This is a genomic window from Proteus sp. PR00208, assembly GCF_016238545.1.
In the GTDB taxonomy this organism is placed as follows: Bacteria; Pseudomonadota; Gammaproteobacteria; order Enterobacterales; family Enterobacteriaceae; genus Proteus.
The window spans coordinates 1-15,866 of record NZ_JAEHQE010000025.1; the positions used below are offsets into that span (position 1 = coordinate 1).

Consider the following 15,866-nt stretch of genomic DNA (forward strand, 5'->3'; position numbering starts at 1 on the left):
GCGCATTATAGGGAGTTTTGTGAAGCTGGCAACACTTTTTTTGAGTTTTTTTACTGACCGTTGAATTTTCAATCAAATTGCACTTAAAGCGCCAGTTTTCTGAGCGATTCAAAACCAAAACCCGCTAAAACAGGTTTTAATAATTCGCTATTCTCATCTTCTTTTAAGCAATAAGCGAAGTTAATTTCATTTGAACCCTTTATTTTCGCTTGATTTACGACTAACCACGCAGTTCTTCGTGCAATTGCAGCGCCAGAATCGATAATTCGGGTACCATCAGGTAAAACAGAAAGAAGTTCATCAGCTAATAAAGGGAAATGAGTACAACCTAATACCACAGTATCCGGTGGCTCTTTCATTTTTAGCCAAGGTGTAAGGATTTTACGTAGCTCGTCTAAAGAAACGGCTTCACCATGAAGTTTTCTCTCAGCCAATTCCACCAGCTCTGCCGAACCTAAAGAGTGAACTTTGCAATCAGTCGCAAAGCGTTCAATAAGTTCATGGGTATAAGGACGTTTAACTGTTGCTCTTGTTGCTAATAATCCAACTACGCCATTACATGTTAATTTAGCTGCTGGTTTAATAGCAGGTACAACGCCCACAATAGGAATATCAGTAAACTTGGCACGTAAAGCAGGGAGGCTCACTGTGCTTGCTGTATTACAAGCAATAACGATGGTCGCGAGATCATGTTTTTCAGCAACCGCGCTAACTATTCGAACAACACGGTCAATAATGAAGTCTTGTGATTTCTCACCATAGGGGAAAGCTTCATTATCGAAAACATAGATATAGTGAGCATCCGGTAATTTTTCACGGATCTCACGATAAACAGATAAACCGCCAACCCCTGAATCAAAAACCAATACAGTAGGGTTAGCGGTAAGTTGTGCATCAGAAGTTGTAGCTTCCTGTGAGGAAGTATTCACGTCCTGGCGTGCGATAGCCATAAGCTGTCTCATAATCTTTATCAAACAGGTTGGCTATTCTACCACGAATTGAGAGATGTGATGTAATAGGATATGAAGCAGTTAAATCCCAAATACTCACACCACCTAAAGAAACATTCTCATAAGTCCCATAATCTTTATCTGTCCGTTGACCGATATATTGGTAAGTCACCCCCATATCGAGTTTCTCGACTTGCCAATCAAGCTGATATTTCAGTTGTTGACGAGCGCGACGATCAAGACGTTGATGCGTTTCTTTATTTCTTGCATCTATATATTGAAGGTTAAAGGTGTGATGAAAAATCCACGTATCCATTTCACCCGTAAATTCCACACCTTTAATTAAGGCCTTACCAACATTGTAGTTACGGTATGGATAACTCGATTCACCTTGGATCAAAGAATTTACATCATTACGATACGCAGTTAATCGCCACGCTAAAGGCCCCGTTAATCCTTCAAAGCCCCCTTCCCACTGTTTACTCTTTTCGGGTTGTAAGTCTGGATTACTTCCCCACTCACTATAAAGTTGCATCAGTGTCGGTGCTTTAAATGCCGTACCATAACCACCAATCACACGATAACCCTCAACAAATTCCCAACCTAGGTTAGTTTGCCAAGTCGTATGCCAGCCATATTCAGAGTGTTTGTCCGAGCGTACTGATGCTTCAGCAATAATATCGCCTAACTTTTGCTGTCCAGTTAGATACAAACCTGTATTGTCGAAGTGTTCTTTATTAGGAAATCCACTAGAGCCAGCTTTAATAGATTGACGTTGCCAATCGACACCACCACCGATACTGCCATTCCCTAATAAAAGGTGATTTCCCCACTGCACATTATATTGTTCAGAGTTGGTAAAACGGCTTCCTTTACCATAGCGACCATAACGAGGATCATAGTCATAATCTTTGGTGTAGTTATAGCTGGTATTTAAAGAAGAAGAGTAGTTATCACGATTAAATTTCACACCACCATCATAAGTACGACTAAATAATGCTCTTGTATCCGTTAACATATCGTTATAACTGTCATAATAAGCATCATAAGCCGTGCGATTATCAAAACCATAAGCGCGTGCATATAAAGAAACATCATCGTTAATATCGTGATTAACCCCTAGCCATAATGACTTGTTCATAAAGCCATCACGATCAGGTTGTGGATGTCCACCAGTATTTCCATTCGCTTCTACATCATAACCTTTGGTATAGAGATAACTGCCAGCGGCTGTTAATGTGGTTTTATCACCGACTTTTTGTTTTATCGAGCCATCATATTCTTGATAACCATGAGAACCCATTGTGGCATTAAGTGTTCCTCCTTCCGTTTTTCTTTCTGTGAGGATATTAATCACGCCACCAATCGCATCAGAACCATAAACAGAAGAACGAGGCCCTCTTATATATTCAATACGTTGAACAAGAGAAAGAGGAATTTGGCTGATATCAGAACTACCAGACACATTCGCCTGATTTAAACGCACACCATCCACTAAAATAAGAACATGACGAGATTCAGCTCCACGTACATAAATAGAGCTCATCTGCCCTATTCCACCGTTTTGCCCCACATCAATCCCTGGCATTCTGCGTAATACATCAATAACACTATTACTCTGCCAACGTTCGATTTGTTCACGTTCAACAACTGTTATCGGCGCTAAAATAGAAGAGTTAGGCTCTTGAAAGCGGTTTGCTGTCACGCTTAACGTATCACTGTTATTTGCAAACGCACCAAAACTGCCCGCCATAACACTCAAAGCCACACTGGAAATGAAAAAAACTTTTTTATTATTCATGAAAATCTGCATCCAACAGAATAAGTAGCAGGATGCCGCCAAAATTAAATAAAACGCGTATTTAATTTAAGATGCGACAGGTCTTCGGCAGGTCTTCGGACTTTAGGTTAAAGAAACAAATTTATGTCTTTAAGATAATGACTTCCCACTGCACTTATATAAGTGCTTTGCAGTGTCTTTTATTATCCTTGATCCTATTACCGCTGCGCGTCAGTTCTGGCTTTGCACCAGATTCCCTTTTAACTCCTATTAGGAGACCGAATAACTATGCTACGATTTCAAATCCACTGAGTCCAGAAATTGAACATGAAGAATACTGGACATCTTCATGAGGATCTCTACAATTTCGCTCGCTTAACTTTATTACTGCCAAAAAAAGGCGAGATACCATGCAGAATTCATTACCAACGCAAACATATCAGTCTCAACTGAATGAAAAAACACAACGTCTACAAACAATGATGGCTCCTTTTAATGCGCCTGAAGCAGAGGTTTTTTCATCACCAGAACAGCATTATCGTATGCGTGCGGAATTCCGTATCTGGCATGAAGAAGATTCTCTCTATCATATTATGTTTGACCAAGAGACTAAGCAGCGTATTCGTGTTGACCAATTTCCGGTTGCCAGCCAGCTTATTAATAAAATGATGGTTGCCTTGTTGGCAGAAATAAAAGATAAACCAACACTCAGAAAGAAACTGTTTCAGATTGATTATCTTTCTACGTTGAGTAATAAAATTATTGTTTCCCTGCTTTATCACAAGAAAATTGATGAAACTTGGCAGCAAGAAGCAATAGCATTACGCCAATCATTAATTGCTCAAGGCTTTGATGTTCAATTAATTGGTCGAGCTTATAAAACAAAAATTATGCTCGATAATGATTTTATTGATGAAGTGTTACCAGTGGCAGGTAAAGAGATGATTTATCGCCAAGTTGAAAATAGCTTCACGCAACCTAATGCACAGGTCAATATTAAAATGTTGGAATGGGCATTAAAAGCAACAGAAAATGCAAAAGGCGATCTGCTTGAACTGTATTGCGGCAACGGTAACTTTTCATTAGCGCTTGCACGTAATTTTGAGCGAGTACTGGCAACAGAAATTGCAAAACCGTCTGTTCATGCAGCCCAATACAATATTGCAATGAATCACATTGATAATGTGAAAATTATTCGCATGTCCGCAGAAGATTTTACGCAAGCAATGAATGGTGTAAGAGAATTTAAACGCTTAGAAGGGATTAATTTAAAAGATTACCAATGTGAAACCATTTTTGTTGACCCTCCTCGTAGTGGTTTAGATGAGAAAACTGTAGAATTGGTTAAAACTTACCCTAGCATTTTATACATTTCTTGTAATCCAGAAACACTGTGCGAAAATCTAGAAACTCTAATTAAAACACATAAAATCAGCAAATTAGCATTATTCGACCAATTCCCCTACACCCACCATATGGAATGTGGCGTATTATTAGAAAAAAGATAACAGCTTATTTCTCACGTTAGAATAGAAAATCTTTCAATAACGCCAATAAAAACAAAAACACCAGCAAGATAGCTTGCTGGTGTCAAAATTTCGCTGTGTTTACAACAAAGAGAGGAGTACAGGCTAGTACTGTTCTGCTCGTGATGCTTTTTCAGCTTCTTCTGCCTGTATACGTAAGCGTTGACGCTGTTTGAATTGACGATAAATCCACAATGCAACGATAACGATACAAACTGAAGAGAAGAAATTTGAACCCCATTCAGGGTTAACGGTTCTGGTGTAAGCGTTATAACCGAATAAGCCTAATAAAAAGAATGAAAAAATCAGCTTAGGCATACCATCGGTCATGGGTTGATTTAAGTAGCGCTGATATAAACAGTAAACTGCCAAAATTAAGCTGACGAGTGGGAAAACTGACCACGTCTCAATAAACGGGTTAAAAAGGCTTGAATAAGTACCATGTAAAGCGACACCAATGACTGTGGCAAGTAATAGCGTGCTTTTTTCACAGCGATTTTGTTCCATCATTTGTCTCCTTTCTGATGCGTTTTTTTCTTTATCTCTGGGTTATCTTGTAGAGGTATTTGCGTTTCTTGCTCACGTCGATACCAATAATAGGCACCTTTAGCAATCATTCGCAGTTGTATAACTAATCTTTCTTCTAATTGTTGACGCTTTTCAATATCGATATCCAGTGCTTCTGCGCCTGCACTAAATACAATAGTGACCATTGCTTCAGATTGCATTTCTGTAAAATAACGTGGCATATGGCTTTCTTGCTCAAGATAGTCTGCCAGTTCTGCAATAAAATGTTGGATCTCTCGTGCGACAGCCGCACGAAACTCAGCTGAAGTCCCTGAACGTTCACGAAGTAATAATCGAAACGCATTAGGATTATTACCAATGAATTCCATAAAAGTTGCTACTGATGTTCTGATAACACTGCCACCTTTCGCAATGCGTTGACGTGCTTGGCGCATTAGTTGACGTAACATCAATCCACTTTCATCAACCATGGTGAGCCCAAGTTCATCCACATCTTTAAAATGACGATAAAATGAGGTGGGTGCAATACCAGCTTCTCTAGCCACTTCTCGTAAACTTAGACTTGTAAAGCTACGCTCGGCACTGAGTTGGCTAAAAGCAGCTTCAATTAAAGAGCGACGGGTTTTTTCTTTTTGTTTAGCTCTGATGCCAATATTATTACTCACAGAAATCCTGATAATCCTAATTTGGTTTATACCCAATATATCAAACTTTGTTAAAAAAGCAGTGCGTACAATCATCTCTCAAGACACATTCTCATAAAAACTCAACAAAGTGTGACTAATGCCCTTAATGTCAGTTGGGCTATTATTCATTCTAATGTTAATATAGCGTTGTCGGTTTGTATAAAACAGGTCTTTTCCTATGCAACATTCTCATTTCGATGCAATTGTGATCGGTTCAGGTCCTGGTGGTGAAGGCGCGGCCATGGGGCTTGTTAAACAAGGAAAGCGCGTCGCAGTTATAGAACGTTATAACAAAGTCGGTGGGGGCTGTACTCACTGGGGAACCATTCCTTCAAAAGCCCTACGTCACGCAGTAAGTCGTATCATAGAATTTAATCAAAATCCGCTTTACAGTGACCAATCTCGCCTTATTAACTCCTCTTTCTCTCAAATACTTCGTCAAGCCAGTACCGTAATTAGTCAGCAGACTAAAATGCGTCAAGGTTTTTACGAGCGTAATAATTGTACGATGTATTCGGGTGAAGCTGCATTTATTGACGAGCACAGGATCAGCGTGCGTTATCCTGATGGTACGTGCGATATTCTTTCAGCTGATAGTTTTATTATTGCAACAGGCTCACGTCCTTATTGCCCGCCAGATGTCGATTTCTCTCATTCTCGTATTTATAACAGTGACACTATTCTCGATTTAGAGCATGAGCCTCACCATGTCATTATTTATGGTGCTGGTGTCATTGGTTGTGAATATGCCTCTATTTTTAGAGGATTAAGAGTAAAAGTAGACTTAATTAATACTCGTGATCACCTATTGTCTTTCCTTGATCAAGAGATGTCTGATGCACTTTCTTATCACTTCTGGAATAACGGTATTGTTATTCGTCATAATGAAGAATATGAAAGCATTGAAGGTGTCGATGATGGTGTTATTGTTCATCTAAAATCAGGTAAAAAAGTCAAAGCAGATTGCCTACTTTATGCGAATGGTCGAACAGGAAATACTGACACACTGGGCTTAGAAAACGTGGGTATTAAAACAGATAGTCGTGGACAAGTTTCTGTTAATGCTCATTACCAAACCAGTTGTGAACACATTTATGCCGTCGGTGATGTAATTGGTTATCCAAGTCTAGCTTCTGCCGCCTATGATCAAGGTCGAATTGCTGCTTTGGCAATTACCACTGGAAAATCAGAAACACATTTAATCGAAGATATTCCAACTGGGATCTATACCATTCCTGAAATTAGTTCTGTTGGTAAAACAGAGCAACAACTCACTGCAATGAAAATTCCTTATGAGGTGGGACGTTCTCAATTTAAACATCTGGCAAGAGCACAAATTGCAGGTATGAATGTAGGGAGTTTGAAAATTCTCTTCCACCGTGAAACCAAGCAAATTTTAGGTATTCACTGCTTCGGTGAGCGTGCCGCTGAAATTATTCATATCGGTCAAGCGATTATGGAGCAAAAAGGTGAAGGCAATACTATCGAGTATTTCGTTAATACTACCTTCAACTATCCAACAATGGCAGAAGCCTATCGTGTTGCCGCACTTAATGGTTTAAACCGCTTATTTTAATGCACTCTGTTTTTCTGCATAAAATGCGATCATATGTTCACGGATTGTCTCTGCTAACTGTTCATAACGATTACGCAAAGGCGATCCGGGACGATAAACCAAAATAATAGAACGTGATGGATTGGGATCAGTACATTCTAGATAACAAACCCCATCACGTTTTTGTTCTTGAGGTACCGATAAATCAGGTAATAAGGTTATTCCACTACCAGCAGCGACCATATTACGCAGAGTCTCTAAACTCGTTGCTCTAAAATGAGTATCTTCTTTTGCACCTGCTTGGAAGCAGAACCCTAACGCTTGATCGCGTAAACAGTGCCCATCTTCTAACATTAATAAGCGTTGACCCGCTAAGTCGCCCATCGGCACAGATCCACGCTCATTCCACGGGTGTCCTTCATAAATTGCTAATTTCATTGGCTCTTCAAATAGGGGCACTTCAATAAACGGCGCACTCTCTTTTACCATTGCTAAAATAGCACAATCGAGTTTTCCGCTATCTAATTGAGCTAATAAGCTATGAGTTTGTGCTTCATGAAGATACATCTCTAACTTAGGGTAGTTTTTATGTAATTCAGGAATGATATGAGGCAATAAATAAGGGCCAACAGTAGGGATAAGCCCAATATGTAAAGGCCCTGCCATACTTTCGCCTTGCAATGAAGCCATTTCTTGTAGCACTTTGACTTCACGTAAAACGGTTTTCGCTTGATCCACCAGCAACAAACCTTGTTGAGTAAACAGAACCTTACGGCTAGTTCTTTCAAGCAACATCACACCAAGTTCATCTTCAAGTTTACGAATTTGACCACTTAATGTTGGCTGACTCACATGGCAAGAATCTGCCGCACGACGAAAATGTTTATGCTCAGCTAGAGCCACCAGATATTCCAAGTCACGGATATTCATTGCAGATCCCACATTTATTGCTGATAGTTAATGTCTATAGATAATATAGTAACTGATAAATTTTTCTATCAGTCGAATGTTATTCTGCCTCTCTTTTTCGATATTATCGGCAATTTAAAATAAAAGAACAGAGTGAGATCCACCCTGTTCTTTTTGAATAACAGTAAGTTGTCTTAGGTAAACGCTTTGCTTATTTATCCATATTTAAGACTTCTTTGGCTTTTACTATCGCATAAGCGACCTGTTTTTGAGAAACGCCCCCTTTTGCAAGACGTTTATCTAAACAAGATTGAAGCGATAAAATATCGTACACATCAATCATAATTTTACTATTAAACATCTGTAATTCAGAAAGAGGGAGCTCTTCAATCGCTTTACCTTGCTCAATGGCGCAAACCACCACTTCACCTACAATATGGTGAGCTTCACGAAATGGCACACCTTTCGCAACAAGATAATCGGCCAATTCAGTGGCATTAGCATAACCTTGCTTCGCGGCTTCTTCACAACGAGGGCGACGGATTTGGATCCCATCAAGAACAAGCGTTGCCATATGCAAACAATCAGACCATGTATCGATAGCGTCAAACAGCCCTTCTTTATCTTCTTGCATATCTTTATTGTAAGCGAGAGGCAGACCTTTTAAGGTCATCATCATGCCAGTTAATGCACCTTGCACTCGTCCACATTTTCCACGGATAAGCTCAAGTGCATCTGGGTTTTTCTTTTGTGGCATTAATGATGAGCCAGAAGTTACCTTGTCTGATAATTCAATAAAACCCGCTTCACCACTATTAAAGAAAATAAGATCTTCTGCAAAACGCGATAAATGCACCATACCAATGGCCGCAGAAGATAATAGCTCTAAGACATGATCACGATCGGAGACACTGTCTAGACTATTGTTGGTTGCACTCGCAAAACCCAGCCATCCAGCTAATTGTTCACGATCGATATCATAAGCCGTACCTGCCAGCGCACCACATCCTAATGGGCTGACATCTAAACGCTTCAACGCATCAGCTAAACGGCTTTCATCTCTAGCTAGCATTTCATTGTATGCTAAACACCAATGTGCAAAAGTCACCGGCTGAGCACGCTGTAAATGGGTGTAACCTGGCATCACCGAATTTTGATTTTGTTCTGCGGTGATAACTAAGGCTTTTTGTAGCTCAACAATGGCTTGGCGTAGATGAATAACTTCTTCTTTACACCATAATTTTAAGTCTGTTGCGACCTGATCATTACGGCTACGACCCGTATGTAATTTTTTACCTAAATCACCCACTTTGGCAATAAGCTTACTTTCAACCCAGCTATGAATATCTTCCGCATCACTCTGCAAAATAGACTGCGGGTTTGCTGTTACTTCTTCTGATAATTCATTTAAAGCTTGCTCAAGTTGAGCTTGTTCATCTTGCGACAATACGCCAACTGTGACTAACGCTTTAGACCAAGCTACTGAGCCAAAGATATCCTGTTGTGCCAGTCGAAAATCAAACCGCAGTGAATCATTGAATTGTTTAAACCGTTGATCAGCTTCCTGACTAAAACGTCCACCCCAGAGTGCCATAATCGCTTCCTGTATTTATTCTGTGTAATAAAAGAGTGAGAGTGATGCCTTATATAGATATATAGCATCACTCTATTGTTTAACCTTATTTCTTACTCAATGCACGGATACGTGATGGTAAGGAATATAAACGGATAAACCCTTCAGCATGGCTGTGATCGTAAACTTCATCTTCACCAAAGGTTGCAAACTCTTCAGAATACAGACTGTTATCTGATTTCTTCTGAATAGCATTAACATGACCTTTATACAGCTCTAATACCACTTCACCATTCACATCTTTTGCCAGTGACTCTGCCGCCGCTTGCAGTGAAGCGCGAATTGGCGTGAACCAACGACCATCATAAGCCACATAAGACATCTCTAAGCCCAGCTGTTGACGCCATTTAAAAGCATCTCTATCGAGTACAAGTTGCTCAACACCACGCAGAGCCGCCATCATGATAGTGCCCCCCGGAGTTTCATAGCAGCCACGAGATTTCATTCCCACTAAACGGTTTTCAACAATATCAATACGACCGATACCATGTTTAACGCCTAATGCATTTAAGGTATCTAAACATTCAAAAGGTGATTGTGTTTTACCATTTACGGCAACGACTTCCCCCGCTTTTACGGTGACAGTAACGAGTTCTGGTGTTTCTGGTGCTTTCTTCGGATCAACCGTCCATGCCCAACAGTCTTCGTTTGAGGCATTCCACGGACTTTCTAATACACCACCTTCTGTTGAGATATGCCATGCGTTTTCGTCACGGCTATAAATTTTCTCAAGCGTTGCTGTGGTTGGGATATTACGAACTTTCAGATAATCCAGTAATGCTTCACGAGAACGTAAATCCCACTCTCTCCAAGGCGCGACCACTTTAAGTTGTGGAGCAAGTGCCGCATAAGTACTTTCGAAACGAACCTGATCGTTACCTTTACCTGTTGCACCATGAGCAACTGCATCGGCACCGAGTTTTAAGGCTAGTTCAACTTGCGCTTTAGCGATAACAGGACGTGCCATTGAAGTACCTAATAAGTAGCTACCTTCATATAACGCACCCGTTTTTAATACTGGGTAAACATAGTCTTTGATAAATTCTTCGCGTAAATCGACAATATGACACTCAGAAGCACCTGATGCTAAGGCCTTTTGTTCCACACCCACTAAATCATCACGGCTTTGACCCACATCCGCGACAAAAGCGACAACTTCACAGTTATCATAATGTTCTTTTAGCCAAGGAATGATTGCCGAAGTATCCAATCCGCCAGAGTACGCCAATACGATTTTTTTTATACCTTTAGTCATAGTGATAACCTTCAATTCCTAATTTGTTTAAATTCTGCCAACTATCAAATAGCGATAAGGTTTCTAGAAAGATTTTTAAGCTAAAATACGGGTTCCGACTGCAACACCATTAAACAGAGCCGTTAGTTTTTCAGCATGGCGCCAACTTGCAATTTCAACTGGTCGTCCTAACGTTTTAGCCGCTTCCAATGCTGCGTTTACTTTCACTATCATGCCGTCAGTGATAATGCCTTGGTCGATTAATGTCTGTGCTTTTTCTGCTGACATCTCGGCTATCTTCTGGCCTTTACCATCTAAAATGCCACTGACGTCTGAAAGCAACACTAAATCAGCACCTAACGTTTCAGCGATAGCGGTTGCCGCTTGGTCAGCATTCACATTCATCAGTTCACCTTTTTCAGTCATACCGATAGAACTGATAATAGGTAGATAGCCAGCACCCAATAATAAATTGAGTAAATCAGGAGAGCCGGGATTTGCATTTCCTACATGGCCTAGCTCTTCATTGATTTGAGTGACTTTAGCTAATTGTCCATCACCCAAAGAAAGCCCCACACCATTAAGCCCAAACTGAGTTGCCCACGATAACAAGGTTTTATTGGCACTTCCGGCAAGTGCCCCTGTGATGATGTCTATCTGATCAGCCGGTGTGACACGAAGCCCCTGCTTTTTCACCACAGGCAATTGCAATTTACCCATCAACTCATCCACCAAACAGCCACCACCATGTACGATGACTAAGGGGCGAGAATGTGTTGAACGATACTGTTGTAATGCAGTGAAAAACCGCGTTAACGCTTCTTCATTATCAAGGAGCACACCACCCAGTTTGATAATTAATGGTTCCATGAAACTTCCCTACTCATTATTTAAATAAGTGATTCGGTTTCAGCGAAACCAAACCGAATGTTCATACATTGCACCGCTTGTGCAGCAGCCCCTTTCAACAAGTTATCTTCAACACCGACCACAATCAGATGTTCACCTTGTTGAGCAAAGCCGATATCACAGAATGCGGTTCCTACAACGGCTTTTAATGCAGGTAACCCTTTTTCATAAACACGCACTAATGGTTTATCTTGATAAGCATCTTCAAAGACTTGTCTTACATCCTCTTGTGTCACACCCACTTTTAACTTACAGGTGATAGTGGCTAAGATCCCTCTGGCAAAATTACCCAGATGAGGTGTAAAAATGACATCAATACCCAAATGTGTTGCAATTTCAGGTTGATGGCGATGCGTAAACACGCCATAAGGTTGCAAGCTCACTTCGCAAAAGCTACTGGTTAAAGAGGCTTTTCTACCAGCACCACTCACACCGCTGGTAGCATTAATCACTGGCCACTGTGCTGTATCTAAAAGTCCCGCTTCCACAAGCGGTTTTAGAGACAACTGAGACACCGTTGGATAACAACCCGGCACTGCAATTAATTGAGCCTTACTAATAATGTCGGCATTCCATTCAGCTAACCCATAAACTGCCTGTGATAACCAATCAGTATTCTTATGCTCGAATCCATAGTATTGTTGATAAAAATGCTTGTTTTGTACTCGATAGGCGCCAGATAAGTCGAACACCACGCAACCTTGCTCTAGAAAAATAGGGGCAATGTCATGGCTGACTTCATGTGCTGTTGCTAAAAAAACGATATCAATATTTTCAACGGCTTTAGCCACATCAACCATCGGCTCTAGTGGGAGATCTACTAAACCACGATATTGTGGATGAAGTTCAGAAAAGCACTTTCCTGCATCTGCACTTTGAGCTGATACCATCAGTCTGCTCAAATTCACATGAGGATGCTGCTGAAGATAGGCGGCTAATTCAGCGCCAGTGTAACCACTTGCTCCTACAATCAGAGTATTTAACATGTCATTCTTACCTTGTACTATGAACACAAACCGATTAATGTATTTTTATTCAAAAAAAGTGCATGAATATTGATACTATTATGAAGAAAGGCTGTCAACAGTGAATATTAAATTACCTACATTTATTGAGATTTATCGTCAATTAATTGCAACTCCCTCTATCAGTGCAACAGATGCTAAAAACGATCAAAGCAACGAAGCATTGATTAACCTGCTTGCTAATTGGTTGGAAACATTAGGTTTTTCAATTGAAATTCAACCTGTACCCGAAACGCGAGGAAAATTTAACCTTCTCGCAACATTAGGGATGGGGAAAGGCGGATTATTACTCTGTGGTCATACTGACACTGTGCCGTTTGATGAAGGCCGTTGGACGCAAGATCCTTTTACGCTGACAGAAAAAGAAAATAAGTTATACGGTTTAGGTACAGCGGATATGAAAGGCTTTTTTGCCTTTATTCTTGACGCATTACGTGACGTGGATACTAAAACACTAACGCATCCACTTTATATACTTGCTACCGCTGATGAAGAAACCTCTATGGCAGGGGCGCGTTATTTTGCTGCTAATACAGCAATCCGCCCTGATTTTGCCATTATTGGCGAACCTACATCGTTAAAACCTATTCGTGCTCATAAAGGGCATTTATCAAATGCAATACGCATTACTGGGCAATCAGGACACTCTAGTGATCCAGAAAAAGGAGTGAATGCGATAGAACTGATGCATGAGTCTATTACTCACCTTAGTACACTGCGCGATACGTTAAAAACTCGCTATAACAACCCTGCGTTTGTTATCCCTTATCCAACAATGAACTTTGGTTATATTAATGGCGGTGATGCAGCAAATAGAATTTGTGCTTGCTGTGAATTACATATGGATATTCGCCCATTACCGGGATTAACACTGCAAGACTTGGATGATTTACTTCACGAAACATTAGCACCAGTCAAAGCACGTTGGCCGGGTCGTTTAAGTGTTGAGGCATTACACGATCCTATTCCGGGTTATGAGTGCCCAACCGATCATAAAATGGTTGCCGTGATCGAAAAACTATTGGGTGAGAAAGCGCAAACTGTAAATTACTGTACTGAAGCGCCGTTTATTCAAGATCTCTGCCCTACCTTAGTTTTAGGCCCAGGTTCTATTGAGCAAGCACATCAACCTGATGAATTTATTGATATGGCATTTATTGAGCCGACGCGTGAATTAATGGGGCAATTAATTGAAAACTTCTGTTTAACAGAGAAAGCCCAATAATAATAAAATAACCCTATCGATTTATTTTGATAGGGTTATTTACCTTCAATCTGACTTAATAACTAGCGTAACCAATTAGTTTTCGCGAGTTGAACAATCTCATCACCGCGACCATTAATAATCGCTTTCATCATATACAAGCTAAACCCTTTCGCCTGTTCGAATTTAATTTCGGGGGGCATTGAAAGCTCTTGTTTTGCGGTTACCACATCCACAATCACAGGGCCATCATGTTCAAAAGCTTCTTTCAGTGCATTATCCAGATCTTCACCTTTCTCAACGCGAATACCTTTGATACCAGATGCATTAGCAATAGCCGCGAAATCTGGATTATGTAAATCCGTACCATCGGTTAAATAGCCACCCGCTTTCATCTCCATCGCGACAAAACCTAATACACTGTTATTAAAAATAATCACTTTTACAGGCAAATTCATTTGAGCTAATGAGATAAAATCCCCCATTAACATGGTAAATCCACCATCACCACACATTGCCACAACTTGACGCTTTCTATCTAACGCCTGTGCACCAATGGCTTGAGCCATCGCATTTGCCATAGAGCCGTGATTAAACGAGCCCAGTAAACGACGTTTGCCATTCATACCCACATAACGTGCCGCCCATACCGTTGGTGTACCTACGTCACAAGTAAAAATAGCATCATCATTTGCCAATTCACTTAATCGACGAGCCAGATATTGTGGATGAATAAGCTCACGTTCACTCGGTTGTGCAAGTGCATCCAGATCTTCTCGTGCTTTAGCATAATGTTTCAGTGAAGCATCAAGATGAGTGGTATCTGTTTTCTCTTTTAAACGAGGCTGTATCGCATTGAGTGTGGCTTTAATATCGCCAATCATCGCCATATCGACATGGCAATGCGAACCAAGGCTACTTGGATTAATATCAATTTGAATAATATTGGCTTTTGATGGATAAAATGCACGATAAGGGAATTGCGTACCTAATAACACTAACGTATCGGCATTTTCCATCGCATGATAACCCGATGAAAAACCAATTAATCCTGTCATTCCTACACTATAGGGATTTTTCCACTCAATGTACTCTTTCCCTCGCAATGCGTGTACAACAGGGGCTTTTAATGTTTGAGCTAGTTTAATCACTTCGTCGCGAGCTTGAGCACATCCAGCACCGCACATTAAAGTGATATTTTTTGCATTATTTAGCGCATCGGATAATTTTTCAATTTCGAAACGATTTGGCATGATGAGTGGAGATTGCAACGGATACCAGTTTTCATGCGCATCTTCTGGGGCTGGTTTTAGTGCAACATCTCCCGGTAAAACAACAACAGCGACTCCTTTTTTCAAAATAGCGGTTCGCATTGCAATGGCAAGCACTTGAGGGATCTGCTCTGGGTTTGAGACTAATTCACAATAATGGCTACATTCGCGAAAAAGTTCTTGAGGATGTGTTTCTTGAAAGTAATTACTACCAATTTCAGCAGAAGGAATATGCGCAGCAATGGCTAACACTGGAACATGATTACGATGGCAATCAAAAAGCCCATTGATAAGATGTAAATTTCCTGGTCCACAAGAGCCAGCGCAAACCGCTAATTGACCATTAACTGCTGCTTCTGCTCCTGCGGCAAAAGCCGCGACTTCTTCATGACGGGTTCCCATCCATTCAATCGTTCCCATCTTTCGCAAGCTATCACTTAATCCATTGAGAGAATCGCCTGTCACGCCCCAAATACGTTTCACACCTGCATTATGGAGTACTTTAGCAATATAAGTTGCAACTGTTTGCTTACTCATGGTGATGTCTTTCCTCAGTTTTGGGTGAATTACGCCTCTGCGAGCTACACTTATCTCCTTCCCATATTCTGTTTCTCTTCCTCATCAGCTTGCAGAGAAAATTATCTTACTAACTAAAA

At 40.6% G+C, this 15,866-nt stretch carries 13 protein-coding genes and 1 riboswitch; of the genes, 3 read left to right on the forward strand and 10 right to left on the reverse strand.

Features of this window, described 5'->3' with window-relative positions; translation table 11 throughout:
- Positions 1 to 83 precede the first annotated feature (83 nt).
- Both murI and btuB read right to left on the reverse strand, forming a co-directional pair.
- Positions 84 to 950 (reverse strand): glutamate racemase, encoded by an 867-nt coding sequence (gene murI, locus JEP36_RS15300; RefSeq protein ID WP_109373439.1) that lies wholly within the window; start codon positions 948 to 950, stop codon positions 84 to 86.
- Positions 895 to 2,751 (reverse strand): TonB-dependent vitamin B12 receptor BtuB, encoded by a 1,857-nt coding sequence (btuB, locus tag JEP36_RS15305; RefSeq protein WP_109373438.1) that lies wholly within the window; start codon positions 2,749 to 2,751, stop codon positions 895 to 897. Before btuB ends, murI begins: the two co-directional genes overlap by 56 nt.
- A gap of 69 nt (positions 2,752 to 2,820) precedes the next feature.
- A riboswitch (cobalamin riboswitch) is annotated at positions 2,821 to 3,028 on the reverse strand.
- 112 nt (positions 3,029 to 3,140) lie between these two features.
- On the opposite strand from btuB, the gene trmA reads away from it, so the two are divergent.
- Entirely contained in the window at positions 3,141 to 4,238 is a 1,098-nt protein-coding gene (gene trmA / locus JEP36_RS15310; protein WP_198620360.1) for a tRNA (uridine(54)-C5)-methyltransferase TrmA, read from the forward strand.
- 123 nt (positions 4,239 to 4,361) lie between these two features.
- On the opposite strand, the gene JEP36_RS15315 is transcribed toward trmA, so the two are convergent.
- Positions 4,362 to 4,763: a YijD family membrane protein gene (locus tag JEP36_RS15315; protein ID WP_109373436.1), complete on the reverse strand. Its 402-nt coding sequence runs from the start codon at positions 4,761 to 4,763 to the stop codon at positions 4,362 to 4,364.
- Entirely contained in the window at positions 4,763 to 5,449 is a 687-nt protein-coding gene (fabR, locus tag JEP36_RS15320; protein WP_069366914.1) for an HTH-type transcriptional repressor FabR, read from the reverse strand. The genes JEP36_RS15315 and fabR overlap by 1 nt, the downstream gene beginning before the upstream one ends.
- A gap of 199 nt (positions 5,450 to 5,648) precedes the next feature.
- Here fabR and sthA point away from each other — a divergent pair, with 199 nt between their 5' ends.
- A complete protein-coding gene (gene sthA / locus JEP36_RS15325) occupies positions 5,649 to 7,046 on the forward strand; it encodes a Si-specific NAD(P)(+) transhydrogenase (protein WP_109373435.1) in 1,398 nt (465 codons plus the stop codon).
- Here sthA and oxyR read toward each other — a convergent pair.
- From oxyR to argC, 5 genes are all read right to left on the reverse strand, one after another.
- On the reverse strand, positions 7,038 to 7,955 hold the full coding sequence (oxyR, locus tag JEP36_RS15330) for a DNA-binding transcriptional regulator OxyR (RefSeq protein WP_198630429.1): 918 nt from the start codon (positions 7,953 to 7,955) through the stop codon (positions 7,038 to 7,040). The two genes, sthA and oxyR, sit on opposite strands and share 9 nt — an antisense overlap.
- A gap of 190 nt (positions 7,956 to 8,145) precedes the next feature.
- Entirely contained in the window at positions 8,146 to 9,528 is a 1,383-nt protein-coding gene (gene argH / locus JEP36_RS15335; RefSeq protein WP_198626436.1) for an argininosuccinate lyase, read from the reverse strand.
- Positions 9,529 to 9,613: 85 nt separating this feature from the next.
- Positions 9,614 to 10,822, reverse strand: coding sequence for an argininosuccinate synthase (locus JEP36_RS15340; protein WP_198620358.1), 1,209 nt, complete (start codon positions 10,820 to 10,822; stop codon positions 9,614 to 9,616).
- A gap of 75 nt (positions 10,823 to 10,897) precedes the next feature.
- Positions 10,898 to 11,671, reverse strand: a complete 774-nt coding sequence (argB, locus tag JEP36_RS15345) for an acetylglutamate kinase (RefSeq protein ID WP_198620357.1) — start codon at positions 11,669 to 11,671, stop codon at positions 10,898 to 10,900.
- A gap of 20 nt (positions 11,672 to 11,691) precedes the next feature.
- Positions 11,692 to 12,696 carry an N-acetyl-gamma-glutamyl-phosphate reductase gene (gene argC, locus JEP36_RS15350; RefSeq protein WP_198626435.1) on the reverse strand — a complete coding sequence of 335 codons (1,005 nt, stop codon included), beginning with the start codon at positions 12,694 to 12,696 and terminating at the stop codon, positions 11,692 to 11,694.
- Positions 12,697 to 12,796: 100 nt separating this feature from the next.
- Between argC and argE the strand changes: the two genes are divergently transcribed.
- Positions 12,797 to 13,960 carry an acetylornithine deacetylase gene (gene argE, locus JEP36_RS15355; RefSeq protein WP_198620355.1) on the forward strand — a complete coding sequence of 388 codons (1,164 nt, stop codon included), beginning with the start codon at positions 12,797 to 12,799 and terminating at the stop codon, positions 13,958 to 13,960.
- A gap of 62 nt (positions 13,961 to 14,022) precedes the next feature.
- On the opposite strand, the gene poxB is transcribed toward argE, so the two are convergent.
- Positions 14,023 to 15,747, reverse strand: coding sequence for a ubiquinone-dependent pyruvate dehydrogenase (poxB, locus tag JEP36_RS15360; protein WP_198620354.1), 1,725 nt, complete (start codon positions 15,745 to 15,747; stop codon positions 14,023 to 14,025).
- Positions 15,748 to 15,866: the final 119 nt, after the last annotated feature.

Excerpts from the sequence above, each read along its gene's own strand:
- argC (WP_198626435.1), bottom strand. The coding sequence starts at position 12,696 with ATGTTAAATACTCTGATTGTAGGAGCAAGTGGTTACACTGGCGCTGAA.
- argB (WP_198620357.1), bottom strand. The coding sequence starts at position 11,671 with ATGGAACCATTAATTATCAAACTGGGTGGTGTGCTCCTTGATAATGAA.
- btuB (WP_109373438.1), bottom strand. The coding sequence starts at position 2,751 with ATGAATAATAAAAAAGTTTTTTTCATTTCCAGTGTGGCTTTGAGTGTT.
- poxB (WP_198620354.1), bottom strand. The coding sequence starts at position 15,747 with ATGAGTAAGCAAACAGTTGCAACTTATATTGCTAAAGTACTCCATAAT.
- sthA (WP_109373435.1), top strand. The coding sequence starts at position 5,649 with ATGCAACATTCTCATTTCGATGCAATTGTGATCGGTTCAGGTCCTGGT.
- murI (WP_109373439.1), bottom strand. The coding sequence starts at position 950 with ATGGCTATCGCACGCCAGGACGTGAATACTTCCTCACAGGAAGCTACA.
- JEP36_RS15340 (WP_198620358.1), bottom strand. The coding sequence starts at position 10,822 with ATGACTAAAGGTATAAAAAAAATCGTATTGGCGTACTCTGGCGGATTG.
- JEP36_RS15315 (WP_109373436.1), bottom strand. The coding sequence starts at position 4,763 with ATGGAACAAAATCGCTGTGAAAAAAGCACGCTATTACTTGCCACAGTC.
- oxyR (WP_198630429.1), bottom strand. The coding sequence starts at position 7,955 with ATGAATATCCGTGACTTGGAATATCTGGTGGCTCTAGCTGAGCATAAA.
- argH (WP_198626436.1), bottom strand. The coding sequence starts at position 9,528 with ATGGCACTCTGGGGTGGACGTTTTAGTCAGGAAGCTGATCAACGGTTT.
- trmA (WP_198620360.1), top strand. The coding sequence starts at position 3,141 with ATGCAGAATTCATTACCAACGCAAACATATCAGTCTCAACTGAATGAA.